Origin of the sequence: Nonomuraea coxensis DSM 45129, from assembly GCF_019397265.1 — a bacterium.
Lineage (GTDB): Bacteria > Actinomycetota > Actinomycetes > Streptosporangiales > Streptosporangiaceae > Nonomuraea > Nonomuraea coxensis.
On the sequence record NZ_CP068985.1, the window covers coordinates 8,727,655 to 8,751,196 of the forward strand.

Consider the following 23,542-nt stretch of genomic DNA (forward strand, 5'->3'; position numbering starts at 1 on the left):
AGGAGAGGACGCGGGAAGGACCTGTCCGAATGGACATCTTCCGGTACCCCTTGATCGCTGTCCATCATGAGCGGATGGCGCAGACGTGGGAATTGTGGGGATCCGTCATTATTGCTGGTACGTTTGCGCTGTTCCTGACCCCGTTCGCGGTCGTGCTGCTCTTCCGCCGCCGCGCCCGCGCAGGCCGCCCGGCGCCGCTGCGCACCGCGGCGATGGCCTCGCCCGGCCGGGTTGCGGCGGTCGCGGCGGCCTTTTCGGTCCTCGTCGAGGTGCTGCAACTCGCGCTGCGACTGGGACGTTTCTCGTCCGTGGACGACGTCCTGCTCAACACGGCGGGCGCGGTGATCTTCGCGTTGGTTACTCGCCGCTGGTGGGCCGGGCGAATACCGGCCGGGTCGGTGGCCCGGTAACGGTCCGCTTAAACGCCGCGTAGTTCACCACACGGGCACGATCAGCTCAAAAACAGCACGCGACCAACCTCTGTATCTGTGCGATCGTGGGCAAGACGGGGCAAGTTCTCTGGAGACGCCACAACCTGGTTGGTGACAGAGGGTGATCAAAGTTGTCTGAATCCCCGGTACCCCACGAGCCCCCTATCTATCGCCGCATCGCCGACGGTCTCCGCGCCCGGATCCTGGCCGGCGAGCTGCGTGACGGGGACCGACTACCGGGCGAGAACGCACTGATGGCCGACTACGCAATCGCGCGAGCCACCGCCAGGCAGGCGCTTGCCGTACTCATCAACGAAGGGCTGGCGGTGCCCAGACGAGGTTCGGGGGTTTACGTGCGGCTGTTCAAACCCATCCGGCGGCACGGCTCACGCCGGCTGTCACGCGAGCAGTGGGGTCAGGGCCGGGCCATCTGGGACGCCGACACCCATGGCCGGCCGTTCACCGTCGATCACCTGGAGGTGGCTCTGGAGCGCGCGGCCGAGGACGTGGCGGGCCTCCTCGACAGCCCCGAGGTGTGGGTACGCCGCCGCCGCTACTCGGTCGACACCAGGCCCGTGCAGCTCGCGGCGTCCTACTTCCCCGCGCACCTGGTCCAGGACAGCGCGATCACCCTTCCCGACACCGGCCCCGGCGGCGTCTACGCCCGGCTGGGCGACCTCGGCGCCGCCCCCGCCCACTTCACCGAGGAGGTACGCGCCCGCATGCCGCAACCGCGCGAGAGCGCGCTGCTCGACCTGCCCGGCGGCACCCCCGTCATCGTCATCGCGCGCACGGCGTACACGTCGGGCGGGCTTCCCGTCGAGGTCAACGAGATGGTCCTGGACTCGGCGGCATACGTACTCCAGTACGACTTCGACGCCTAGTTCAACCCGATGTGTCAAGCGTTAGGTTGACCTGCCCTTGAATTCTCTAGAGAAGTCATTCATCGTCTAAGGAGATGGCAACCTCACCTGGGGACCCCGGAAGGCGGACAGCGATGTCCTTTGATCGGCACCTCGCCGAGATCGCCCGGGAATATCCCCAGTGGACCATCTGGCGGAGCGACGCGGGCCGCTGGTGGGCCACGAGACACCATCCGCTGAGCGCCGAACAGCGCGAGGCCGGATGCGCGATGACCATCGACGCGGACGACTCGGAGGGCCTGCGGGACCACCTCCGGGACCAGGAACGACGGGCCGGCGAGCCGCAGGACTGGGGAGCCGGCCCCGCACCACCCCGACGTCCACCCCGGCGTCCGCGGCGGGAGCAGCCCGCGGCGGGCGCACACGAGCAGCCCGGTGCCGGGTCCAGCGTCTCGGCGGCCCCGGCACCGGGCCACCAGAACGGCGGGGCCACGAGCGCGGAAGCCTCCGACCCGATCGGGGGCGGAGGCTTCCGCTCCTGACGCCGCCTACCTCGGAGGCATCCGGATGACGGTGACCTCCGTGTCGTCGGGGGCCGGCCGCGCCTCGGAGCCGGCCTCCCGCGACGGCACCTCCTCGTCGTCGTCCTCGACGATCATCCGCACGTCGTCCTGCGGATGGGGCTGCGGCCGCTCCTGTGACTGGGGCTGGGGCTGGGGCTGGGGCTGGGGCTCGGCCTCCGGCGGGAGCTCCGACGGGGACTCGGAGTGGGCCGGGAGCTGGGGCTGCTGCCTCGGCGGCGCGATGGCCTCGGGCACCAGCGGGCCCGCGCCCGCCTCGGTGCGCATGAGGTCGCCGAGCACCGAGCCGATCTCGTTGAGCCGCCGCACCACCTCGGTGTGCGTGTTGGTGAGGTAGTCCACCCGCCGGCCCGCCTGCTCGTCCAGCGCCGCCGTACGCCGGCGCGCCTCGGCCAGCATCGCCTCGGCCTCGCCCCGCGCGCCCGTGACGATCTGCTCCGCCTGGGCGGCGGCGTCCTGCATCAGCTGCTCGGACTCGGCCTGGGCCGTCGTCAGCAGGCGCTCCGCCTCGCTCCGCGCCCCGCGCACGGTCTCCTCCGCCTCGGCGCGGGCCGAGGTGAGCTGCTCGTCGGCGTCGGCGCCCGCCTGGGACAGCATGCGCTCGGCGGCCTGCGTGGCCTCGTTCACCCGGCGCTCCGCCTCGGCCTGCGCGGAGGTGAGGATCTTGTCGGCGGTCTCGCGGGAGGTCGTCAGCAGCCGCTCGGCCTCGGCGTGCGCCGTCTCACGCAGATGGGTGGCCGCGGCCTCCGCCTCCGCCCTCTTGGCCGTGGCCTCCTCCTCGCCGAGCTTGAGGATCTGGGCGAGCCTCGGGCTCAGGTCCTCGTAGCTCTGCGGCGTCTCGACCATGCGCCGCCGGGCCTCCGCCAGCTCGATGCGGCCCTGCTCGGCCTGGTCGATGGCCCGCGCCAGCCGCTCCTCCAGATCACGGATCTGGTTGCGGGTGCGGAGCATGTAGTCGTGGACCTGGCGGCGGTTGTAGCCGCGCATGACGACCTCGAAGGTGTCCTCTTGCATCAGGTCGGGGAAGCTGTCGTGCTGGTTCATCATGGGGGTTACCTAAGGGTGGATTGCGTGAGGCGGGGGAGAACTGCGGGTTGTGAGGGTCTGACAGCAAGACGTCAGGAAACGACTTTCCTGCCATCTGCCCACGTCCGCAACCGGAACGCCATACCCGGGCCGGGAATTACGATGTGTCGAATGTACATAGCAGCATTGGATGCGGGAGCCGTCCCCGACATCCATCCCGAGGCGTTCGTCGCCCCCGGCGCGACCGTGGTCGGCCGGGTCAGCGTCGGCCGGGCGTCGAGCATCTGGTACGGCTCCGTTCTACGGGGCGACGACGAGCGGATCGAGATCGGCGAGGAGTGCAACGTACAGGACCTGTGCTGCCTCCACTCCGACCCCGGTGAGCCTGCCGTCCTGGAGGACCGGGTGAGCCTCGGCCACAAGGCCATGGTCCACGGCGCTTACGTCGAGTCGGGCGCGCTGATCGGCATCGGCGCGATCGTGCTCGGCGGCGCCCGCGTCGGCGCGGGCACGCTGGTGGCCGCGGGAGCGCTGGTGGGGCCCGGCAAGAAGATCCCGTCGGGCGTGCTGGTCGCCGGGGTGCCCGGCCGGATCGTGCGCGAGCTCACCGACGACGACCGCGCCTCCTTCGCCCGCACCCCGGACAACTACGTCGCCAAGGCGCTCAGGCACCGGCAGGCGTCAGCACTTTGACGAGCACGTCGTCCGGCACCGACTTGTCGTTCAGCGGGTCGGCGTAGTCCGGCAGCTCGGGCCGTAGGAACCGGACGAAGTCGACCGTCAGCTTGAGGTCGGGCAGGCCCTTGACCTGCCGGGCGTTGGCCTTCGCCGGGTCCTGCTTGACGGCCGCGTAGCTCTCCCAGTCGGTGTAGGCGGTGACGCCCCACTGGAGGGCGTCGGGGAAGGTGGAGGCCCAGCGCTGCGCCACCTTCCACGTGCCGCCCTCCTCCTTGTAGAGCGCCGCGAAGGCGCGCCCCGCGCGGGCCAGGACGAGGTCCACCCAGCCGGCCTTGACGGGGATCTCCTTCGGCTTGGAGCTGCCGTTCTCGGTCCACTTGACCTCGATCTGGCCGCTCTTCTCGCCGGTGCCGGTGGTGATGGAGACCCAGTTGGGAGTGGCGTACGAGCCGGGCTGGCGGGCCATGAGGCCGCCGAGCGAGAACTTCCGCTTCGGCCTCCCGCCCGCCTTGCCCTCGACCTTGACCCGCGCGTGCATGACGATGTCGCCGGCGAGGTCCTGGTAGAGGAAGGGGCCGCGGAAGCCGTCGAACCAGGCCGACGTCCTGGGCTCCAGGTAGAGCATGCCCTTCGCGGTCTTGTTCGCGTCGAGCCTGGCGATCCGGTCGACGTCCTTCTCGGTGTCGCTCAGCTTCGTCCACATGGCGAGGTCGGTCGCCTTCGCGAACTCGGTCGAGGCCCCGCCCACCTCCCCGCCGGGCTCGGGAGGGGTGGCCCGGTCGAGAGTGAGCATGCCGGGCCCGCTGAGCGTGGGCTCGGCCGAGGTCGCCGTGCCGCATCCGGCGAGCACGCTCGCGACCGCCAACGTCCCTGCTACCTTCGCCCTCATAGCGCTCATTCTGCCGTGTTCCGCTGACGGATGATCCACGACCGCCAAGTACGATGACGCCCGTGCCACCCTGGGATGCGTTCACCGCCACCGAGGCGGCGGTCCGCGCGATGGTCGCCGACCCGCGCTGGCCGGAGCTCCCGATGCCCGATCGCGCGCACGTGCTGGCCGCCAGAGTGCTCGTCACGCGCGACGGCGACCGGTGGCTGTTCGGCGCGCACGCCCGCTGGCACCTGCACGACCCGGCCGCGGGCCGCTGGCACCTCGCGCCCCCGCCCCGGGGGGAGCGGGCCCGCGAGGTGCGGCACGCCGCCGCCGACCTGCCGCCCGACGTGGTGCCGTCCGGCCCCGACTTCCACGCCGAGCCCGGCTCCACGATGGCCTTCATCGGCCCCGACGTCTCCGCCGGCCTCACCGAGCGGCTGCGCGTGCTCGTACGGGCCTGCGGGCGCAAGTCGGAGCTCGACTACCCGCTGACGGCCTTCGACGACATCTTCGCGAGGGACGTGCCGAGCACGGTCGCGGCCGTGTGGGGCACGATCATGTGGTGCGCGTACGCGCCGGCCTTCGACGGCAACGAGCGGCTGCTCACCGTGTTCGGCGAATATCTCCGCAGGCCGCTGCCCGGCGACGAGTGGGTGCGCTGGCTGCCCGCGCCGCCGCTGCTCGATCTCGTCACGCCGGTCGTGGAGCGGGCGCAGGCGGGGCGCGTCAGGGAGTCGCGCCGCCTGGCCGCCGTGATGGCCGACACGGCGCAGATCCTGATGTCCGACACCCGGTTCAGGCCGCGGGCGCTCGCGCTGCTCACCATGGTCGAGCCCGCGCTGCGTCACCCCGGCCTGGACGACGGCCTGGGGGGCGCGGAGGAGGTGCGCCGGGCGTGGCTGGCCCGTACCCCGGCGCGGCTGGGCCGGGCGCTGCTGCCGGAGACGGACGTCGCGGCGCACTTCCGGCACGCCGTCTACGACCTGGCCGAGGCGCTGGCCTTCACGCCCGACCCGGCGCGGGCCACGGCGGGGTTCCTGGCCGACCTCGCCGACTCGCGGCGGCGGCTGCCCCCGTTGCTGGACCATCGGCTGAGGGCGGCGTACGAGGAGCTGGAGCGGGCGGGGATGACCGAGACCTCGGTCGCCGAGACGACCGCGCCCGAGGGTTTCCCCGCCGGCCCGCGAGGCGGGGTGTCGACCGTGCCGTCGCCGGTACTGGAGGTGGCGCCGCCCGACCGGACGAGCGCGGCCGGGGTGCTGGGGGCCGCGTACGCGATGGGGCGGGCGTGGGAACGTCTGTCGGGGGCCAGGGTGCCGGAGCGGGGGCTCGCCGGGCAGTCGGCGCTCCTGAGCAAGCTGGTGCACGAACGCGATGATCATCATGTGCACGACACTGGTCACATCTAACCACTAATCCCGCTATTTCCCCCTTACCTCGCCTATATCGTTCTAACACTCGAAGTCTCAGTAATTTCGCTGAATTGTGATCTCCGATTCGGGATATGACCCCACTGGGGCCCCGGGGCGCCGAAAGGAATGACTCCGATGGGCCATGTCGCCCGAAGGGGGTCCCCCCGTAACCTCGAAGAGGGTGTGGGCTGCGGAAGGAAAGGACGACGCGGTGGGGCACGACGACCTGGACTCTCGGGTCCACGACCGTGTCGCGTTGGACGAGATTGCGCTCTACGCCGAGGTGCTCACGGCCGTGGCTGTCAGCGAGCGGCGGCTGACCTTGGACGAACTCGACGACGCGCTCGGATTGCGGACTTCGGCGAGCCGCTGAAGAAGCATCACGACGATTACCGAGCCCCGGGGACCTAGTTCCCGGGGTTTCGCATAACTAGTCACTTGCGCGGGCCGCCTCCTACGAAAGGAGGATGCCCGCACTCTCAGGACCTCAGGACCGGACAAGGCGCGCGATGGCCGCGGACGCCTCCTTCACCTTCGCCTCGGCCTCCGGGCCGCCGGTGTTGATCGCGTCGGCCACGCAGTGCGAGATGTGCTCCTCCAGCAGGCCCAGCGCCACCGCCTGGAGCGCCCGCGTGGCGGCGGAGACCTGAGTGAGGATGTCGATGCAGTAGGCGTCGTCCTCGACCATGCGCTGCAGGCCCCTGACCTGGCCCTCGATTCGCCGGAGCCGCGTCAGATATGCCTGCTTGTCTCCGCTGTACCCATGCATGGTTCTACGGTACCCGTAACCCGTATAGGCGGCGGGGGTCAGCGGAGATCCGCGATCAGCTTCTCCCACTGACCGGCGACCTCGGCCGCCGCGTGCCGGGCCGCGGTGTCCAGGGCGCCGGCCGCGAGCGAGCGCCGCCTGCGCTCGTCGTCGATCAGGGCCAGCAGCGCCGCCGCGAACAGTTCCTCGTCGGCGCCGGACTCCGGCACCAGCACCCCGTTGTAGCCCGTGGCCACGAACTCGGCCGGGGCCCGCGCCCCCTCGTACGCCACCACCGGCACCCCGCAGCCCATGGCCTCCAGCACGGTCATCGCCTGGTCGTCGCCGCGCGAGGGGTGGGCCACGATCGACGCCTTGGCGAACTCGCCCGCGAGGTCGGGAGTGGTGCCCATGAAGTAGACGTGGTTGTGCAGGTCGAGCTCCTGCGCCAGGGCGCGCAGCCGGCGCTCCTCGGGGCCGCCGCCGTACAGGCGGAGCTGCCAGTCGGGGCGTTTGTCGGCCACCACCGCGAACGCCCTGACCAGCCGGTCGTAGCCCTTGACGGCCACCCAGCGGCCCCCGGCCGCGACGATCCTGTTGTCCATGCGCGAGCGCGGCCAGGGGCCGGCCGGCAGCGCGTCCTGGACGAAGTGCACGGCGGGCCCGCCGTCGAGGAGCCTGCCCCACTCCTCCTGGCCCGCCTCCGTGGCCGCCACGACGGCGTCGAGGCGCGGGTAGAACCGCCTGACGGGCGCCGGCACGGCCGGCCTGGCCCACTCCCTGGCGAGCTTCAGCACCTCGCGCGGCGCGTGCCTGGCGGCCTGGACGCCGAGCCCCGGCCTGGTCGTGACGAGCACGTCGCACCTGAGCCCACGCAGCACCCGCCAGAGCGCGACCTCGGTGCGCACCTGGCCGCGCGGCAGCAGGTGCCGCACCCCGGGCCTCGCGTCCACGACGCTGCGCATGACGACGCGGGGGCCGACGGGGAAGAACGGCTTCTCCTTCTGCCGCCGCACGCTGATCACCTCGACCTCGTGCCGCTCGGCCAGGGCGTTGGCCAGGTTGAGCGTGGCGCGCACATCACCCCGCATGCCGTAGGCGGACGGCAGGAGCAGGGCGATCCTCATGCGCCCACCTCGATGCGCAACTCGTCGTCGGCGGTGTAACAGGGCCGGACGGGCACGCCGTCGACCTCGGCGGCGGGATAGTGGAGCCGGCGGCGCTTGCCGTCCACGTCGTCGAGGCGCGAGCCGAGCCGCAGCGGCGCGGGCACGCCCGCGACCTGGAGCGCGGGCTCCCACGTGCCCGCGCCGTCGGGGTCGGCGGCGAGCACGTCCACGAGCGAGACGGCCGCGTGGAAGCGCACGCCCTGCACGTACGCCGTGGCCGACACCCGGGCGCCGGCCTGCCGCCGGTCGAGGGTGAGCGTGGCCTCGTGGCGGGAGTCGTCGTCCTCCAGCCCGGTGTAGGTGAGCAGGCCCATGACCTCGAAGCGGCCCTCCCTGAACCACACCCTCCGCACCTCGGCCCCCGGCTCGGCGTCGGTGATCTTCAGCGCCAGGTAGCCGTTGCGGGTGCGGTAGGAGCGGTAGGCGAGGGTGCGCCTGCACAGGGCGTACGTGTCGAGATGGTCGAGCGAGAAGCCGGGATCGACGCTCTGGAGCCGGTTGCGCCGGCCGTCGTGGCGCAGGTAGGCGTCCCAGCGGCCGGCGGTGAGGTCGAGCGGCGCCAGCGAGACCGCCAGCGTGGCCTCCCGAGCCCGCGCTCCCGGCGTGCCGAGACGCACCTCGCGCTCCACCCCCGTGGTGCGGTGCCGCAGGACGAGCTCGGTGCCTTCGCGCAGTGGCTCGTCGATGGCCAGTCGCAGGGAGAGCACGTCGGCCAGGGTCACCTCGGCGTCGGTGACGACGACGCCCATCGCGAGCCCCCTCCCCGTCGAATAGACCCATGCGACGTTGAGGTTACCGTGATTTTCCCGTTATGTGGATGGCAGATTTCTCGTAGCCACCCTTGTCGACACACGAAACTCCTCCACACAAGGTGTGGAGGAGCTCCGTTTTGCGTCTTCTAGGACGCGCCCTTGACCGATTTGATCAGGAGCTGGGCGACGTCCACGACTTCCAGCGACTCCTTCGCCTCGCCGCTGTTCTTCTTCTCGTTGATCGCGTCACCGAGCATCACCATGCAGAACGGGCACGCGGTGGAGACGGTGTCGGGGTTGGTGGTCAGCGCCTCGTCCACCCGCTCGGTGTTGATGCGCTTGCCGATGCGCTCCTCCATCCACATGCGCGCGCCGCCCGCGCCGCAGCAGAAGCCGCGGTCCTTGTGCCGGTGCATCTCCTGCGCCTGCACGCCGGGCACCTTGGCCATGATGTCGCGGGGCTGGGAGTAGACCTTGTTGTGGCGGCCCAGGAAGCACGGGTCGTGGTAGGTGATCTTCTCCTCGATCGGCGTGACCGGGGTGAGCAGGCCCTCGTCCACCAGCTTGGCCAGGAGCTGGGTGTGGTGCACCACCTCGTAGGTGCCGCCGAGCTGCGGGTACTCGTTGGCGAGCGTGTTGAAGCAGTGGGGGCAGGTCGCCACGATCTTCTTGACGCCCGCCTCGTTGAGCGTCTCGATGTTCTGCTGGGCGAGCATGTTGAACAGGTATTCCATGCCCAGGCGGCGGGCCGGGTCGCCGGAGCACGCCTCCATCGGGCCGAGCACCGCAAACTTCACGCCGGCGATGTGCAGCAGCTCCGCGACCGCCTTGGTGGTCCGCTTGGCACGGTCCTCCAGCGCGCCCGCGCAGCCGACCCAGAACAGGTACTCGGTGCCCTCGGGCATCTTGTCCTCGACGATCTCGACCTCGAAGTCGAGCTCCTCGATCCAGTCGGCCCGCTTCATCTCGGACATCCCCCACGGGTTGCCCTTGTTCTCCAGGTTCTTGACCATCACTCCCGCCTCCGACGGGAACGACGACTCCACCATCACCTGGTAGCGGCGCATGTCGAGGATGTGGTCGATGTGCTCGATGTCCACCGGGCACTGCTCGACGCAGGCGCCGCAGTTGGTGCACGACCACAGCACGTCGGGGTGGATCACGCCGTCCTCGCCGACCAGCGGCTTCTCCAGCAGCGCCAGCACGTCGGTGTCCTTGTGCTCGACGCCGTTCGCGGCGGCCAGCAGGTAGGGGGCCACCTGGAAGGCGTGGTCACGCTGGTCGAGGATGAGCATCTTGGGCGACAGCGGCTTGTCGGTGTTCCAGGCCGGGCACTGCGACTGGCAGCGGCCGCACTCGGTGCAGGAGTAGAAGTCGAGGAAGCCCTTCCACGTGGTGTCGGCGATCTTGCCCCGGCCGAGCCGCTCGGGGTCGAGGTCCTCGTCCTCGAAGTCGACCGGCTTGCCGTCCACCCGCATCTCCGTCGCGGCGCCGAGCCCGTCGGGCCGGCGGGAGAAGAGCACGTTGAGCGGCGCGGTGAAGATGTGCAGGTGCTTGGAGTTCACCACGATGACCAGGAACACCAGCATGAAGCCGATGTGCAGGAGCAGCGCGATCTCCTCCAGCAGCCCGCTCGCCGGCAGCACCTCGCCGAGCGCCAGCGACGCGAACGCGCCGGAGGAGTAGGGAAGGTTGCCGTTGGCGGCGGCGGCGCCGCGGGCCAGGAACAGCGTCCAGATGATGTTGAAGATCATGAACAGGACGAGCCAGGCGCCACCCAGGTGCGAGCCGGAGAAGCGCGACCTGCGGCCCAGCGTCTTCGGCGAGTTCTTCAGCCGGATGACCGCGAAGGCGACCAGGCCGAGGAGACAGGCGACCGCTATGAAGTCCTGGAGGAAGCCGAGGACCGCCCACTGCCCGATGATCGGGATGTGGAAGTCCGGGCGGCCGGTGATCGCCCCCTGGATGATCGCGCCGTACGCCTCGATGTAGACGGTCAGCAGGATGAAGAACGCCCACATGACGAAGAAGTGGGCCACGCCGGACGGCGTCCACTTGAGCAGCTTCTTCTGGCCGAACACCTCGACCAGCTGCGCCTTGAGCTCCTCGCCCGCGTTCGCCCTGGCGTACTCGACGCGTTCGGGCGCGGGTGGCCCCACGGTGGCGAGCTTGTACAGGAACTGAACCCGGCGGCCGGCGAGGGCCACCGCCAGGACGGTCATGACGAGCCCGATGATGGCTACCCAGAGCACGGGGTCCTCCCACAGACGACGTTGGCTGTCGTTGGCTGTCAGCGTACGTGCAGCCTTTATACAGACCTCACCCCGGATCCTACCGGCGGGTAACATATCCGGGGTACGCGACATACCCTAAGGTGACAGGCCCATCCAGAACAATGCTCTAGCCTGTGAAGTACCTCTGGATCGTCGGGGCGAGCAGCGCCACGAGCTCCTCAGGATCGGCGCTCGCCATCGGCTCCAGCTTGAGCACGTGCCTGGCCATCACCACGCCGAACATCTGCGCGAAGGCGGCCTCGATCCGCAGGTGCGGCACCCCGAGCCGGTCGGCCACCCTGAACAGCAGCGCGTTGGTCATGAACTCGCGGAACATCGCCTGCGCGCCCTCGTTCGTCATCGCCGAGCGCAGCAGCGCCACCAGCGGCTCACGGGTCTCGGGCGCGCCGGTCACCCGGAGCAGCAGGCGCACCAGCCGCTCCCCCACCTCCTCGCGCGGCCCCTCCAGCAGTTCGGGCAGGACCACCTCCGGGCTCAGCGGCAACCGCATGGCCGCCGCGAAGATGCCCTCTTTTGTGGCGAAATAGTGATGAACGAGCGCCGGATCGACGCCCGCCTCCCTGGCGATGCCGCGCACGGTGGCCTTGTCGAACCCCTTCTCCGCGAACACCCGCCGCGCCGCCGTCAGGATCTCGCCGCGCGTGTCCGCCGAGCCTGGCCGGCGCCCCGGCCCCCTCCTGGTCGTGCTCATGGCCTCGCTCCGCGGGTCACCGGCCCACCGCCAGGTAGACCCGCATCGGCACCGACAGCACGCCCTCGGGGAACTCAGCGCGCAGCTCCGCCCGCCGCCGCTCCACCACCGCGTCGGCCGTCCCCGGCGGCAGCGCCGCCATGTACGAGTGGGAACGCAGGTCCAGCAGGAAGTCCTCGATGCCGACCAGGCGGGTCCAGGGAAGCCACCGCTCGGCGATCACCTCGAAGGCCGCGGCGATCGGCGGCACCGCCCACTCCTCCACCGCCGGACCCCAGTACGCGGGCACCTCGGCGGCCAGGCGGGCCTCGTACGCGGCCAGCCAGGCGGCCTGGGCCGCGTGGTGCAGGTTCCAGCAGCCCACGATCGCCCCCTGGGGCCGCAGCACTCGCCGCGCCTCGGCGACGGAGGCCGCCGGGTCGAGCCAGTGCCACGACTGGCCGTACATCACCAGGTCGGCCACCCCGTCGGCCACCGGCAGCGCGTTGCCGTCGCCCTGCACGGCGGCGACCGGCGGCGGCCCGCCGTCGGAGCGCGCCCGCAGCCGGGACAGCATCGCCGCGGCCGGGTCCACGGCGACCACCTGGGAGCCGCGCGCCCGCAGCGCCCGCGTGAGGATGCCGGTGCCCGCCCCGACGTCGATCGTCGTCGCGCCGTCGAGGTCGACGCCCGTCAGCTCGCACACCGCGCGGAACATCTCGTCGGGATAGCCGGGCCGCCCGGCCTCGTAGGCGTCGGCCACGCGGTCGAAGACCCCGCCCAGCTCCCGCATCGGACCGATGTTCATGTGGTGGCCGCCAGATGGAGCCGGGCGAAGGCCAGCCCCTCCGCCAGGTCGTCGATGCGCTCGGTGCGGCTGGCCGCCTTGCGGGTGTTGATCTCCAGCACGACCAGGCCGGAGTAGCCGGTGTTGGCCAGGCGCTCCAGCACCTGGGCGCACGGCTGGTTGCCCCGGCCGGGCACCAGGTGCTCGTCCTTGTTGGTCACGCCGAGGCCGTCGGCGAGGTGCAGGTGGGCGAGCCGGTCGCCGAGCTTGGTCGTCATCTCCATGGCGTCGGAGCCCGACACGGCCGTGTGCGACAGGTCGAGGGTGACCTGCGGGAAGTCGTAGTCGATCGGGTTCCAGTCGGGCGCGTACGGCACCACGTCGCTGCCCCTGGCCCGCAACGGGAACATGTTCTCGACCGCGAACGTGACATTCGTCTCGTCGCGCATCCTCGCGAGCCCGGTCTCGAACTCGCGGGCGTAGTCGCGCTGCCAGCGGAACGGCGGGTGGACCACGACCGCGGAGGCGCCGAGCCGCTCGGCCGCCTTCTGGGCCTTGAGCAGCTTGGCCCACGGGTCGCGCCCCCACACCCGCTGCGTGACCAGCAGACAGGGGGCGTGGATCGCCAGCACGGGCACCTGATAGTGCTCGGAGAGCCGCTCGATCACGTCGATGTCCTGGCTCACGGGGTCGGCCCCGACCATGATCTCCACGCCGTCGTAGCCCAGGCGCGCGGCCAGCTCGAACGCGTCAGGAGTGCGTTCCGGATATACCGAGGCGGTGGACAATGCGATCTTCGCATTGGGCACGCGGATGACATCAGCCACGTTGCCAGCCTAAGCCGGAGAAGACGATAAGGCGCGCGACGCCCTAGCGTTGTGGACATGCCACGCATCGCGAAGGGGGCGATTCCCAGCCCGAACATCTGGAACACCCCGCAGGTCTACGAGTTGGAGAACCGCGCCGTCGATCCCGAGCGGGCCGCCGACGCGGCGATGCGCGCGGTGCGCCCCTGGGACGGCGCGACCGTGCTCGACATCGGCTGCGGCACCGGCTACCACCTGCCCGGCCTGGCCGAGGCCGCCGCCCGGGTGATCGGCGTGGAGCCGCACGGCGACCTCGCCGCGCTGGCCCGCCGCCGCTGCGCCGCGCTCCCCGACGTGGAGGTGCACGCCGCCGCGGCCCAGGACCTGCCGCTGCCGGACGCGAGCGTCGACGTGGCGATGGCGCGGTGGGCGTACTTCTTCGGGCCGGGCTGCGAGCCGGGGCTGCGCGAGCTGTCCCGGGTGCTGCGGCGCGGCGGCACCGCGTTCGTCATCGACCTGGACGCCTCGCGCGGCGCGTTCGGGCGGTGGTTCTCGCGTACGGTGCCGGCGTACTCGGCCCGGGAGGTCGAGGCGTTCTGGGACCGCCACGGCTGGCAGCGCCGCCCGCTCGACCTGCGCATGGCCTTCGAGCGCCGGGCCGACCTGGAGGCGGTGCTGCGCATCGAGTTCGCGCCCCGGGTGGCCGAGCAGGCCATCGCCGAGACCCCCGGTCTGGAGCTCGACTACCCGAACGTGCTCCGCTGGCGGCACTACTGAACGAGGCGGAGCCTCCGGCGGGCGGGTCGTCCCCCCGGAGGCTCCACACGCGACAGGCTCCTCGCGGTGACGGGCCTAGTTGAAGCACCCGGCGACGGGCGTGGGCGAGCAGTTCGTCGGGGTGTTGCCCCGCACGATCGCGGCCGTCAGCGTCACGGCGCCGGCGCCGGCCTCGTTGTCGATGCCGCCCGGAGCGTTGGTCGACCTGTTGTTGTTGATCACGCTGCGGGTGATGGTCGCGGTGCCGGGAGCGAGATTCGCGATGCCCCCTCCGACATTTCCGGCCGTGTTGTCGGTGATGACGCTCCGGTTCACCACGAGAGTTCCGTCGTTCGCTATTCCGCCGCCTTTCTCGCCGGCGCGGTTGTTGTTGATGACGGTGTTGGTGAACGTCATTCTTCCGTCATTTGCCGCGCCGCCGCCGTTCCTGGTCGCGGAGTTGCCCTGAATGATGCTGTTGGAGACGTTGACGGTGGCCGCCGCCAGGCCGCCGAGGCCACCGGAGAAGGTGGCCCTGTTGTCCTGGATGAGCACTCCGTTGAGGTTCGTGGTGCCGCTGTTGACCGCGACGGCCCCGCCGAACCCGCCCGGGGAGGTCGTCGCGTCGCCCCCTCTGAGCCTGACGCGGTCGAGGTTGAAGTTGGCGTTGACCGTGAACAGGCGGAACGGGTTCGCCGCCTGGCTCCGCTGGATCGCGCTGTTGCGACCGTGGATGGTGAGGGGCCTGATGATGGTCGGGAGCGGGCCGGTGGCGTTGTTCAGGACGTAGGTGCAGCCGGGCGTCAGGTTGAGCGTGGCGCCGGACGCCGCGTTGTTGATCGCGTTGACCAGCGCGCTTCCCGAGCATGGGACGGTCGCCCACGCGCCTGCCGCCGGCATTCCTGTCATGAATGCGGCGGCCGAGAGAACGGCGCCCCCGGCAACCCGGTGGATCCTGTTTGCACGCATTTAGTTGTTCCCCCGAATCGTGCTGATGGTGAAATACCCAGTGATGAGCGTGGAACGTCATTCCCGGGGTGATCAGCCTTACACGCATGACTTATCGGGCATGAAAGCAAAAGCGGGTCATTTATGGCATGGGGCTATTTAAAGCTATGGGCGGCTACAGGTCTTCTCCCGCCCTCTTTCCTTGACGTCGGTGTCAACGTTTACCGTGGAGACATGCGCATCGGAGAGCTGGCGGAACGCACCGGGGCGAGCACCCGCTCCCTCCGGTACTACGAGCAGCACGGGCTGCTCCAGGCCCGGCGCGGCCCCAACGGCTACCGGCAGTACACCGAGGAGGACGTGCGGCTCGTCACCGAGATCCGCGCCCTGCTCGCGGTCGGGTTCAGCCTGGAGGACACCCGGCCGTTCGTCGACTGCCTGCGCAGGGGGCACAGCACCGGCGGCTCGTGCGCCGAATCCGTCGAGGTCTACCAGCGCAAGCTCGACGAGATCGACGCCGAGATCCGGGTCCTGCTCGGCCGCCGCGCCGAGGTCGCCGCCCAGCTCGCCCAGTCGTGCCCAGGATGTTTCGTGAGGGGATGAAGACATGATCACTTTGACCACGGAGAACTTCGAGGAGCAGGTGCTCAAGAGCGACCGCCCTGTGCTGGTCGACTTCTGGGCCGAATGGTGCGGCCCGTGCCGGATGGTGGCGCCCGTGCTGGAGCAGATCGAGGCCGAGCGCGGCCTGACCATCGGCAAGCTCAACACCGACGAGAACCCCGAGATCATGGCCAGGTACGGCGTGATGGGCATCCCGACGCTGCTGCTGTTCGAGAACGGCGAGCCGGTCAAGCGGGTCGTCGGCGCCAAGCCCAAGCGCCTGCTGGAGTCGGACCTCGGCCTGATCTAGCGCGGATCGCCGGGGCGATTGTCAGGGCGCGGATCGCCGGGGCGATTGTCAGGGCGCGGATTGTCGGGGCGCGGCGCTAGCCTGCTCGGCATGGCGAAGACGTCTGCCCCGAAGCCCGGTTACCGCTGCGCCGAGTGCGGATGGCGCACCACCAAATGGGTCGGCCGGTGCGGCGAGTGCCAGGCGTGGGGCACGGTCGACGCGGAGGGCGGCCGGGCCGGCGTCACCATCGTCCAGGGCGGCGCCACCACCGCGCCCGCCCTGCCGATCGGCCAGGTCAAGGCCGAGATCGCCGCGGCCCGCACCACCGGGGTGAGCGAGCTCGACCGGGTGCTCGGCGGCGGCCTGGTGGCCGGCGCGGTCGTGCTGCTGGCCGGCGAGCCCGGCATCGGCAAGTCCACGCTGCTGCTGGAGGCCGCAGCCCGCATCGCCGAGCGCGAGACCGTCCTCTACGTCACCGGCGAGGAGTCCGCCGCCCAGGTGCGGCTGCGCGCCGACCGCATCGGCGCCATCCAGCCCCAGCTCTACCTCGCCGCCGAGACCGAGCTGTCGGCGCTCGTGACGCACGTCGAGAAGGTCCAGCCCACGCTGCTCGTCGTCGACTCTGTGCAGACGATCGGCTCCGCGCAGGCGACCGGCGTGCCCGGCGGCGTCACCCAGGTCCGCGAGGTCGCGGCCAACCTCGTACGCCTGGCCAAGGAGCGCAACATGGCCACCGTCCTGGTCGGCCACGTCACCAAGGAGGGCTCCATCGCCGGCCCCCGCACCCTGGAGCACCTGGTCGACGTCGTGCTCAACTTCGAGGGCGACCGCTACTCCCGGCTCCGCATGGTCCGCGCGATCAAGAACAGGTTCGGCCCCACCGACGAGGTCGGCTGCTTCGACCTGCACGAGCGCGGCATCGAGGGCATCACCGACCCCAGCGGCCTGTTCGTCTCCCGGCGCAGCGAGCCGGTGGCGGGCACCTGCGTCACCGTCACCGTCGAGGGCACCCGGCCGCTGCCCGCCGAGGTGCAGGCCCTGGTGGCGCGCACCGAGGCGCAGCAGCCCCGGCGCACCTCATCCGGCCTCGACACCTACCGCGTGCAGATGATCCTCGCCGTCCTGGAGCGGCGGCTCAACGCCCGTCTCGGCGGCTGCGACGTCTTCACCGCCACCGTCGGCGGCATCAAACTGGCCGATCCCGCGGTCGACCTGTCGGTCATGCTCGCGGTGGCGAGCGCCGCCGGTGACAAGCCGCTGCCCGCCGGGCTGGTGGCGCTCGGCGAGGTGGGCCTGGCCGGCGAGCTGCGGCCGGTCGCGGACGTCCGCAGGCGGCTCACGGAGGCCGCGCGGCTCGGCTTCAAGCGGGCGCTCGTCCCCGCAGGCTCCCTGGAGGACGGCGCCCGCAGGCACAAGGGCCAGCGGGCGCTCGTGCCGGTCGGGCCCGTGGCGTTCGCCCCCGGGTTCGAGGTCGTCCAGGCGGAGAACGTCTGGGACGCACTCACGCACGTCACATAGCGCCGCTAAGCTGGGCGTGACCGATCGACACGGGGGTCAGGTGGATAGGAGTCTGGACGACCGCCGGCGCGAAGCTCTGGCGGCGGTGGCGCCGGGCACGCCCCTGCGCGACGGCTTGGAGCGCATCCTGCGCGGATCGACCGGCGGGCTGATCGTCCTCGGCTACAACGCCGGCGTCGAAGCGGTCTGCAGCGGCGGCTTCACCCTCGACGTCGAATTCTCGGCGACCCGGCTGCGCGAGCTCGCCAAGATGGACGGCGCCATCGTGATCAGCGACGACGACAAGATCGTACGCGCCGCCGTGCACCTCGTGCCCGACCCGTCCATCCCCACCGACGAGTCGGGCACCCGGCACCGCACCGCCCAGCGCGTCGCCCGGCAGACCGGCCTGCCCATCATCGCGATCAGCAAGTCGATGCGCATCATCGCCCTCTACCTCGACGGCATCCGCTACGTCCTGGAGGAGTCGGCAGCCATCCTGTCCAAGGCCAACCAGGCTCTCGCCACGCTCGAACGCTACAAGCACCGCCTCGACGAGGTCTCCGGCACGCTGTCGGCCCTGGAGATCGAGGACCTCGTCACCGTCCGCGACGTCGCCGCCGTCGCGCAGCGGCTGGAGATGGTGCGGCGCATCTCCGACGAGATCAAGGGCTACGTCGTCGAGCTCGGCACCGACGGGCGGCTGCTGTCCCTGCAGCTCGACGAGCTGGTGGCCGGGGTCGACTCCGAGCGGGAGCTGGTCGTGCGCGACTACCTTCCCGCGCCCTCAGGCCGGCGTCACAAGCGGCTGCCCGAGGCCATGCACGACCTCGACCAGCTCTCCGGGACCGACCTGCTCGACCTGTCGGCGGTCGCCCACGTCCTGGGGCACCACGGGGCCGACAAGCTCGACAGCCCGGTCAGCCCGCGCGGCTTCCGGCTGCTCGCCAAGGTCCCCCGCCTGCCCGCCACCGTCGTCGACCGGCTGGTCAACCACTTCGGCGGGCTGCAGAAGCTGCTCGCGGCCAGCATCGACGACCTCCAGGCCGTGGGCGGGGTCGGCGAGTCCCGGGCGCGCAGCGTCCGCGAGGGCCTGTCCCGCCTCGCCGAGTCCTCCATCCTCGAACGCTACGTCTGACCGCGCTGCTCCACGGTCAGGACGGGAAGCAGGGCTTCGGCCGTAGGGGACGAGGAGGAGCGGGACGACAGCGTCACCGACCGGCGCTCGCCGGTGCCGAGGTCTCGGGCGGAGACGGTGACGGTGCCGTTGGCGTCGATGTCGAAGGCGACCTCGATCCGGGGCACGCCGCGCGGCACGGACGGCAGGCCGGACAGCTCAAGGGTGGCGAGCTTCTTGTTGCGGGCGGCGATCTCGCGCTCGCCCTGATGGACGTGGATCTGCACCGACGGCTGATCGTCCTCGGCCGTGGTGAAGACCTCCGAGCGTTTGGCCGGGATCGTCGTGTTGCGCTGGATGATCTTGGTGAAGATGCCGCCCTTGGTCTCGACGCCCAGCGACAGCGGGGTCACCTCCAGCAGCAGGACGTCCTTGACCTCGCCCCTGAGCACGCCGGCCTGGAGGGCGGCGCCGGCGGCCACGGCCGCGTCGGGGTCCACGCCCCGGTAGGGCTCCTTGCCGGTGAGCTCCTTGACCAGGTCGGCGACGGCGGGCATGCGGGCCGAACCGCCGAGGAGCACCACCCGGTCGAGGTCGGCCGGCTGGGCCTCGGCGTCCTCGAACACCTGCTGGAGCGGGATCCGGCAGCGCTCCAGCAGGCCGGCGGTCAGTCGCTGGAACGCGGCCCTGGTCAGCCTCTCGGCCACGTGCAGCGGGCCTCCGGCGGAGCCGGCGACGTACGGCACGCTGATGACGGTCTCCTCCCGGGCGGACAGCTCGATCTTGGCCCTCTCCGCCGCCTCCCGCAGCCGCTCCATCGCCGCCTTGTCGGCGGACAGGTCGACGCCGTGCGCGTCCATGAAACGCCTGACCAGTTCGTCGGCCAGGCACCGGTCCCAGTCGTCGCCGCCCAGGCGGGGGTCTCCGGCCGTGGCCCTCACCTCGATCACGCCGTCGCCGACGTCGAGCAGCGACACGTCGAGGGTGCCGCCGCCCAGGTCGAGCACGAGAACGGTCTCCTCGTCCCGGTCCAGGCCGTGGGCCAGCGCGGCGGCGTCGGGCGCGGCGATGACCCGCGGCACGGTGAGGCCCGCGAGGGCGGCCGCCTCCCTGAGCGCCTGCCGCTGGGTCTCGTCGAAGCAGGCCGGCACGCTGATCACGGCGTCGGTGACCCGTTCGCCGAGGTACGCCTCGGCGTCCCGCGCCAGCTTCCGCAGGACGAAGGCGGCGAGCTGCGGCGGGGTGAACGTCCTGCCGTCGATCTCGACCGTCCTTCCCGCGCCCAGGTGGCGCGCGACGGAACGGATCGTCCGCTCGGCGTCCGTGACCGGCTGCCGCCTGACGGCCTCGCCGACCAGGACCTCGCCGTTCCCGGCGAAGGCGACCACGGACGGCGTGGCCCGTAAGCCCTCCGCGCCGGGGCCGATGCCGGGGCGCAGCGCGCTGGGCGGGTCGGGAGTCCTGGTGGCGTGCAGGTACGCCAGGACCCGCAGGTCCGCGGCGGAGAAGACGGGCCGGCCGGTGAGCAGGTGGTAGAGCGTGGCGCCGAAGGCGTACAGGTCGGCGCGGTGATCGACGGGCCGGCCCTCAAGCTGCTCGGGCGGCATGTAGAGCAGGGTGCCGAGCACCGTCCCGGTCGCCGACAGACCGGCGGTCGCGCCGTGCAGGCGGGCGATGCCGAAGTCGCAGATCTTGACGGTGCCGTCGTCCAGCAGCATGAGGTTCGCGGGCTTGACGTCACGGTGCACGACCCCGGCCGCGTGCGCGGCGGCCAGGGCGTCGGCGGCCTGCGCGCCGTAGTCCAGGACGCGCTCGACCGGCAGGCCGCCGGGATGATCGTCGAGAACGGATCTCAGATCGCGGCCGCGGACGAACTCCAGCACCAGGAACGGGTAGGTCAGCTCGACGCCGTCGCGGATCTCCCGGTGCTCGCCGAAGTCGTGGACGGCGGTGATGTTGCGATGGCTCAGGCGCGCGGCCGCCCTGCCCTCGCGCCTGAACCGCGCCAGAGCCTGGTCGTGCGGACGGTCGTCGCCCAGCAGGTTGGCCCGCAGCAGCTTGATGGCCACCGGCCGGTCCAGCGTCCGGTCGACGCCCCGCCACACCTCGCCCATCCCGCCCCGGCCGAGCAGCCGCTCCAGCCGGTAGCGGCCGGCCAGTTCCGTACCGGCTCGCACCCGCCACCTCCGTCGTGAAACGGTATCGCCCGAAGGCGACGGAGTCAGCGGAGATGGAAGACGCCCTTGGTGCTGCGGAGCTTGCCGAAGCGGGCCGTGGCGACGTACGTGCCGGGCAGCGCGACCGGCGGCGTGGTGCGGCAGTCGGCGCTGGAGCGCCGCCGGTCCCAGTTCAGCGACCGCACGTACGGCACCCCGCGCTGCAGCTCGGCGACGTCCTCGCCCGCCCCGCTCACGCAGTCGGCCGTCGACCAGATGCGGTCCTGGCCGGAGGTGATGCGGATCTCCATGGCCCGCGGCCCGACGTCGGCCCTGCACATCACGGGCCCCGTGTTGACGAGCGTGACGATGAAGGTCGGCCGGGATCCGCTCGCGTAGATCTGGTCCTTGCCGCCCTGCAGGCTCAGCACGAGGTCCTCGTCGGCGCAGGGCGCGCCCGCCCGCCTGGTCCGGCTGGGCGACGGGCTCGGCCGCCGGGCGCTGGGCGTGGGCGAGGGGCTGGCGGTGCCCATGGCGAGCGTACGCAGCCCCGCCAGCAGCGGATCGACCGCCGGCGAGACGCTGGGCGAGACCTTGGTCTCGGAGGAGCCCTGCTCCGGCCCGCTCCTGCCCCCGCTGGAGCACGCCCATGCCACCACGGCCACCACGACGAGCACCGCCACCAGCACGCTCATCCGGCGCCGCCAGTAAACGTCACCGCCGTCGCCACGCATCGTCTCCGGATCCATGGTGCCCAGCATGGTAACCAGAAGGGCACTCACGGTGACGACACGCCGAGGTCATTCCCGTGGGCATACCCTTGTCGGCGTGGTTGAGCCTCATCTGCTGCACAACGCTGTCCTCAGTTGGTACGAAGACAACGCGAGAGACCTCCCTTGGCGGGCCGCCGGCGCCACGCCCTGGGGCGTCCTCGTCAGCGAGATCATGCTGCAGCAGACCCCGGTCGTGCGCGTCCTGCCCGTCTGGCACGAGTGGATGGAACGCTGGCCGGCCCCGAAGGACCTCGCGGCCGAGCAGCCGGGCGAGGCGGTCCGGCACTGGGGAAGGCTCGGCTACCCGAGGCGGGCGCTGCGGCTGCACGCCTGCGCCCGCGCGATCACCGATGAGCACGGCGGTGAGGTGCCGTCCGACCACGCGACGCTGCTGGCCCTGCCGGGCATCGGCGAGTACACCGCCGCCGCGGTCGCCAGCTTCGCCTACGGCGGGCGGCACGCCGTGCTGGACACCAACGTCAGGAGGGTGTTCGCGAGGGCCGTACGCGCCGAGGAGTACCCGCCGACGGCGACCTCGGCGGCGGAGCGGCGGCTGGCCGAGGCCCTGCTGCCCGAGCTGGGCGCGGCCCGCTGGGGCGTGGCGGTGATGGAGCTGGGCGCCCTGGTGTGCACGGCCCGCGCGCCCCGCTGCGCCGACTGCCCCATCGCCGACGTGTGCGCCTGGCGGCTGGCGGGCAAGCCGCCGCACGCCGGCCCCGCCCGCAGGGGCCAGACCTACGCCGGCACCGACCGCCAGTGCCGGGGCCGCCTGCTGGCGGTGCTGCGGGCGGCCCACGGCCCGGTGCCGAAGGCGGCGCTGGACGTGGTGTGGGACGACGCGGTCCAGCGCGAACGCGCCTTGGACGGCCTCATCGCCGACGGCCTGGCCGAAGCCCTCGACGACGACACCTACCGCCTCCCTCACGCCTGACCCCACGTTCAGGGCCCGGCCGGCCGGGTCAGCGCACCCAGGGCGGGACCAGGCGTTCCGATCCCTTGGGGGTCAGGTCGCAGGCGTCCGGAGCGGACGCGCCGTCCGGGTTGTACACCTTCGTCCCGGCCGGGGCGGTCACGATCGACACGAACCCGCGCACCGGATCGGCGAGCATCCGCCGGCTCACGTCCGCGGGCAGCACCATCGTGTCCCCCGCCGCCACCTCGTGGCGCTCCTCGCCCAGCTCCACCACGGCGGCTCCGCCGAGCCACGTCCACAGCACCTCGGCGTCGAAGGCGTGCACCGGCCCCTCCATGCCGGGGCGGGCGTCCACCCGCCACACGGCCTGCTCCGCCCGCCCCTGCGCCGGGGAGGCGAGCGTGGTCATCACGCCGTTGGGCGTCTCGGTACGCCGGCACTCGGCGCCGGTCACGACAGGCACGCTCGTTCTCCCCTTCACGCGATCCACGGCGGCGTGCCGAGGTCGGTCCCGTCGGCGGACATGGCCCGGGCCCCGGCCGCGGCGGTCACGACGGCGGTGTAGCCGGCGTCCGGGCCGGCGGTGACCCGGCGCGGCGTGCGCGCCGGCATGACGACGGTGTCGCCCGCCGCCACGGCGAAGCTCTCCCCGCCGAGCTCGACGGTCGCCGCCCCGTCGAGCCAGCTCCACACCTGCTCGACGTCGAAGTCGTGCAGCGGCCCGGCCACGCCGGGCTTGGCCTCCACGCGCCAGAGCGACCGGCCGGCCGCTCCCTGGGTGGGCGAGGCGAAGGTCGTCATGACCCCGCCAGGTGTCTCGGAACGCCGCGCGTCGGCGGCACGGATGACGGTCATGCGGGAGAACCCCCTAAGATAGGCAACCACGTTGTCCATCAACATAGTCAATCAGGTTGTCTATTGTGTCAAGCGACGCCCCTGGATTCGAGCTGCCGCTGCGCCTGCTGCTGGCGTTCCGTGCGCTCATCGACGAGCTGCACGCCGAGCTGTCCCGGCAGGGACATCCCCACATCAGACCCATGCACGGATTCGTCATGCAGGCCATCGGCCCGGAAGGCACCACGGCCGTCGAGCTGGGCCGCGCGCTGGGCGTCTCCAAGCAGGCGGCCGGCAAGACCGTCGAGTCGCTGGAGCGGGTCGGCTACGTGGAGCGCGCCACCGATCCGGCCGACAGCCGGCGCAAGATCGTACGGCTGACGCCGTACGGGATGGACGCGCTGCACCGCTCGGCCCGCATCTTCGACGACCTGCGCGCCCGCTGGGCCGCCGAGCTGGGCGTGGAGCGGCTGCGGGCGCTGGAGGCCGACCTGCGCAAGGTCACGCCGGCCAACCCGTGGCGCCTCGACACACCCGCCTGGTTCACCTCCCTCTGAGGGGG

At 71.6% G+C, this 23,542-nt stretch carries 26 protein-coding genes and 2 pseudogenes; 13 read left to right on the top strand and 15 right to left on the bottom strand.

Annotation, left to right across the window (positions count from 1 at the left end; all coding sequences use genetic code 11):
- The first annotated feature begins 29 nt into the window (after positions 1–29).
- The 3 genes from Nocox_RS40890 (at position 30) to Nocox_RS43550 (ending at position 1,836) form a co-directional block, all read left to right on the top strand.
- The gene (locus tag Nocox_RS40890; RefSeq protein ID WP_020540789.1) at positions 30–410 is read left to right on the top strand and encodes a VanZ family protein; all 381 of its coding nucleotides are present in this window, start codon (positions 30–32) and stop codon (positions 408–410) included.
- Positions 411–562: 152 nt separating this feature from the next.
- Positions 563–1,315: a GntR family transcriptional regulator gene (locus Nocox_RS40895; protein ID WP_026213850.1), complete on the top strand. Its 753-nt coding sequence runs from the start codon at positions 563–565 to the stop codon at positions 1,313–1,315.
- Between the two features lie 113 nt (positions 1,316–1,428).
- Positions 1,429–1,836 carry a hypothetical protein gene (locus Nocox_RS43550; protein WP_020540791.1) on the top strand — a complete coding sequence of 136 codons (408 nt, stop codon included), beginning with the start codon at positions 1,429–1,431 and terminating at the stop codon, positions 1,834–1,836.
- A gap of 6 nt (positions 1,837–1,842) precedes the next feature.
- On the opposite strand, the gene Nocox_RS40905 is transcribed toward Nocox_RS43550, so the two are convergent.
- Positions 1,843–2,922, bottom strand: coding sequence for a hypothetical protein (locus Nocox_RS40905; RefSeq protein ID WP_020540792.1), 1,080 nt, complete (start codon positions 2,920–2,922; stop codon positions 1,843–1,845).
- A gap of 150 nt (positions 2,923–3,072) precedes the next feature.
- On the opposite strand from Nocox_RS40905, the gene Nocox_RS40910 reads away from it, so the two are divergent.
- On the top strand, positions 3,073–3,594 hold the full coding sequence (locus Nocox_RS40910) for a gamma carbonic anhydrase family protein (RefSeq protein WP_026213851.1): 522 nt from the start codon (positions 3,073–3,075) through the stop codon (positions 3,592–3,594).
- Here the strand turns inward: Nocox_RS40910 and Nocox_RS40915 are convergent.
- Entirely contained in the window at positions 3,566–4,468 is a 903-nt protein-coding gene (locus Nocox_RS40915; RefSeq protein WP_157382786.1) for a DUF1349 domain-containing protein, read from the bottom strand. The two genes, Nocox_RS40910 and Nocox_RS40915, sit on opposite strands and share 29 nt — an antisense overlap.
- Before the next feature lie 53 nt (positions 4,469–4,521).
- Here Nocox_RS40915 and Nocox_RS40920 point away from each other — a divergent pair, with 53 nt between their 5' ends.
- Both Nocox_RS40920 and Nocox_RS40925 read left to right on the top strand, forming a co-directional pair.
- The gene (locus Nocox_RS40920; protein ID WP_020540795.1) at positions 4,522–5,862 is read left to right on the top strand and encodes a hypothetical protein; all 1,341 of its coding nucleotides are present in this window, start codon (positions 4,522–4,524) and stop codon (positions 5,860–5,862) included.
- A 214-nt stretch (positions 5,863–6,076) separates the two neighbouring features.
- The gene (locus Nocox_RS40925; RefSeq protein ID WP_020540796.1) at positions 6,077–6,238 is read left to right on the top strand and encodes a hypothetical protein; all 162 of its coding nucleotides are present in this window, start codon (positions 6,077–6,079) and stop codon (positions 6,236–6,238) included.
- A gap of 114 nt (positions 6,239–6,352) precedes the next feature.
- Here the strand turns inward: Nocox_RS40925 and Nocox_RS40930 are convergent, their stop codons facing one another.
- The 7 genes from Nocox_RS40930 to Nocox_RS40960 all read right to left on the bottom strand — a co-directional run bounded on the left by Nocox_RS40930 (position 6,353) and on the right by Nocox_RS40960 (position 13,112).
- Positions 6,353–6,634, bottom strand: coding sequence for a metal-sensitive transcriptional regulator (locus tag Nocox_RS40930; protein ID WP_026213852.1), 282 nt, complete (start codon positions 6,632–6,634; stop codon positions 6,353–6,355).
- Between the two features lie 38 nt (positions 6,635–6,672).
- A complete protein-coding gene (locus Nocox_RS40935; RefSeq protein WP_020540798.1) occupies positions 6,673–7,740 on the bottom strand; it encodes a glycosyltransferase in 1,068 nt (355 codons plus the stop codon).
- Positions 7,737–8,531: a hypothetical protein gene (locus tag Nocox_RS40940; protein ID WP_020540799.1), complete on the bottom strand. Its 795-nt coding sequence runs from the start codon at positions 8,529–8,531 to the stop codon at positions 7,737–7,739. Before Nocox_RS40940 ends, Nocox_RS40935 begins: the two co-directional genes overlap by 4 nt.
- Positions 8,532–8,680: 149 nt before the next feature.
- The gene (locus tag Nocox_RS40945) at positions 8,681–10,786 is read right to left on the bottom strand and encodes a (Fe-S)-binding protein (RefSeq protein WP_020540800.1); all 2,106 of its coding nucleotides are present in this window, start codon (positions 10,784–10,786) and stop codon (positions 8,681–8,683) included.
- 148 nt (positions 10,787–10,934) lie between these two features.
- The gene (locus Nocox_RS40950; protein WP_020540801.1) at positions 10,935–11,519 is read right to left on the bottom strand and encodes a TetR/AcrR family transcriptional regulator; all 585 of its coding nucleotides are present in this window, start codon (positions 11,517–11,519) and stop codon (positions 10,935–10,937) included.
- Positions 11,520–11,535: 16 nt separating this feature from the next.
- Positions 11,536–12,306 carry a class I SAM-dependent methyltransferase gene (locus Nocox_RS40955; RefSeq protein ID WP_026213853.1) on the bottom strand — a complete coding sequence of 257 codons (771 nt, stop codon included), beginning with the start codon at positions 12,304–12,306 and terminating at the stop codon, positions 11,536–11,538.
- The gene (locus tag Nocox_RS40960) at positions 12,303–13,112 is read right to left on the bottom strand and encodes a sugar phosphate isomerase/epimerase family protein (RefSeq protein ID WP_026213854.1); all 810 of its coding nucleotides are present in this window, start codon (positions 13,110–13,112) and stop codon (positions 12,303–12,305) included. The genes Nocox_RS40955 and Nocox_RS40960 overlap by 4 nt, the downstream gene beginning before the upstream one ends.
- Positions 13,113–13,169: 57 nt before the next feature.
- Here Nocox_RS40960 and Nocox_RS40965 point away from each other — a divergent pair, with 57 nt between their 5' ends.
- On the top strand, positions 13,170–13,868 hold the full coding sequence (locus Nocox_RS40965) for a class I SAM-dependent methyltransferase (RefSeq protein ID WP_026213855.1): 699 nt from the start codon (positions 13,170–13,172) through the stop codon (positions 13,866–13,868).
- 75 nt (positions 13,869–13,943) lie between these two features.
- Here Nocox_RS40965 and Nocox_RS40970 read toward each other — a convergent pair whose 3' ends face one another.
- Positions 13,944–14,747, bottom strand: coding sequence for a right-handed parallel beta-helix repeat-containing protein (locus tag Nocox_RS40970; protein ID WP_020540805.1), 804 nt, complete (start codon positions 14,745–14,747; stop codon positions 13,944–13,946).
- A 282-nt stretch (positions 14,748–15,029) separates the two neighbouring features.
- On the opposite strand from Nocox_RS40970, the gene Nocox_RS40975 reads away from it, so the two are divergent.
- From Nocox_RS40975 to disA, 4 genes are all read left to right on the top strand, one after another.
- Positions 15,030–15,398: a MerR family transcriptional regulator gene (locus tag Nocox_RS40975; protein ID WP_020540806.1), complete on the top strand. Its 369-nt coding sequence runs from the start codon at positions 15,030–15,032 to the stop codon at positions 15,396–15,398.
- A gap of 4 nt (positions 15,399–15,402) precedes the next feature.
- On the top strand, positions 15,403–15,708 hold the full coding sequence (gene trxA, locus Nocox_RS40980) for a thioredoxin (RefSeq protein WP_020540807.1): 306 nt from the start codon (positions 15,403–15,405) through the stop codon (positions 15,706–15,708).
- Positions 15,709–15,798: 90 nt separating this feature from the next.
- Positions 15,799–17,208: a DNA repair protein RadA gene (radA, locus tag Nocox_RS40985; protein ID WP_020540808.1), complete on the top strand. Its 1,410-nt coding sequence runs from the start codon at positions 15,799–15,801 to the stop codon at positions 17,206–17,208.
- A gap of 40 nt (positions 17,209–17,248) precedes the next feature.
- The gene (gene disA / locus Nocox_RS40990; RefSeq protein ID WP_033407991.1) at positions 17,249–18,325 is read left to right on the top strand and encodes a DNA integrity scanning diadenylate cyclase DisA; all 1,077 of its coding nucleotides are present in this window, start codon (positions 17,249–17,251) and stop codon (positions 18,323–18,325) included.
- A gap of 47 nt (positions 18,326–18,372) precedes the next feature.
- On the opposite strand, the pseudogene Nocox_RS40995 reads toward disA, so the two are convergent.
- From Nocox_RS40995 to Nocox_RS41005, 3 genes and pseudogenes are all read right to left on the bottom strand, one after another.
- Positions 18,373–19,737: pseudogene (locus Nocox_RS40995) on the bottom strand (Hsp70 family protein); the annotation flags it as partial.
- A 75-nt stretch (positions 19,738–19,812) separates the two neighbouring features.
- A pseudogene (locus tag Nocox_RS41000) lies at positions 19,813–20,418 on the bottom strand (serine/threonine-protein kinase); the annotation flags it as partial.
- Positions 20,419–20,525: 107 nt separating this feature from the next.
- Positions 20,526–21,209: a hypothetical protein gene (locus Nocox_RS41005; RefSeq protein WP_157382787.1), complete on the bottom strand. Its 684-nt coding sequence runs from the start codon at positions 21,207–21,209 to the stop codon at positions 20,526–20,528.
- A gap of 196 nt (positions 21,210–21,405) precedes the next feature.
- Here Nocox_RS41005 and Nocox_RS41010 point away from each other — a divergent pair, with 196 nt between their 5' ends.
- Positions 21,406–22,164: an HhH-GPD family protein gene (locus Nocox_RS41010; protein WP_020540812.1), complete on the top strand. Its 759-nt coding sequence runs from the start codon at positions 21,406–21,408 to the stop codon at positions 22,162–22,164.
- 28 nt (positions 22,165–22,192) lie between these two features.
- Here Nocox_RS41010 and Nocox_RS41015 read toward each other — a convergent pair whose 3' ends face one another.
- Positions 22,193–22,609 carry a cupin domain-containing protein gene (locus Nocox_RS41015; protein ID WP_033407993.1) on the bottom strand — a complete coding sequence of 139 codons (417 nt, stop codon included), beginning with the start codon at positions 22,607–22,609 and terminating at the stop codon, positions 22,193–22,195.
- A gap of 14 nt (positions 22,610–22,623) precedes the next feature.
- A complete protein-coding gene (locus tag Nocox_RS41020) occupies positions 22,624–23,001 on the bottom strand; it encodes a cupin domain-containing protein (RefSeq protein WP_020540814.1) in 378 nt (125 codons plus the stop codon).
- Positions 23,002–23,066: 65 nt separating this feature from the next.
- On the opposite strand from Nocox_RS41020, the gene Nocox_RS41025 reads away from it, so the two are divergent.
- Positions 23,067–23,537 (top strand): MarR family winged helix-turn-helix transcriptional regulator, encoded by a 471-nt coding sequence (locus tag Nocox_RS41025; RefSeq protein WP_020540815.1) that lies wholly within the window; start codon positions 23,067–23,069, stop codon positions 23,535–23,537.
- Positions 23,538–23,542: the final 5 nt, after the last annotated feature.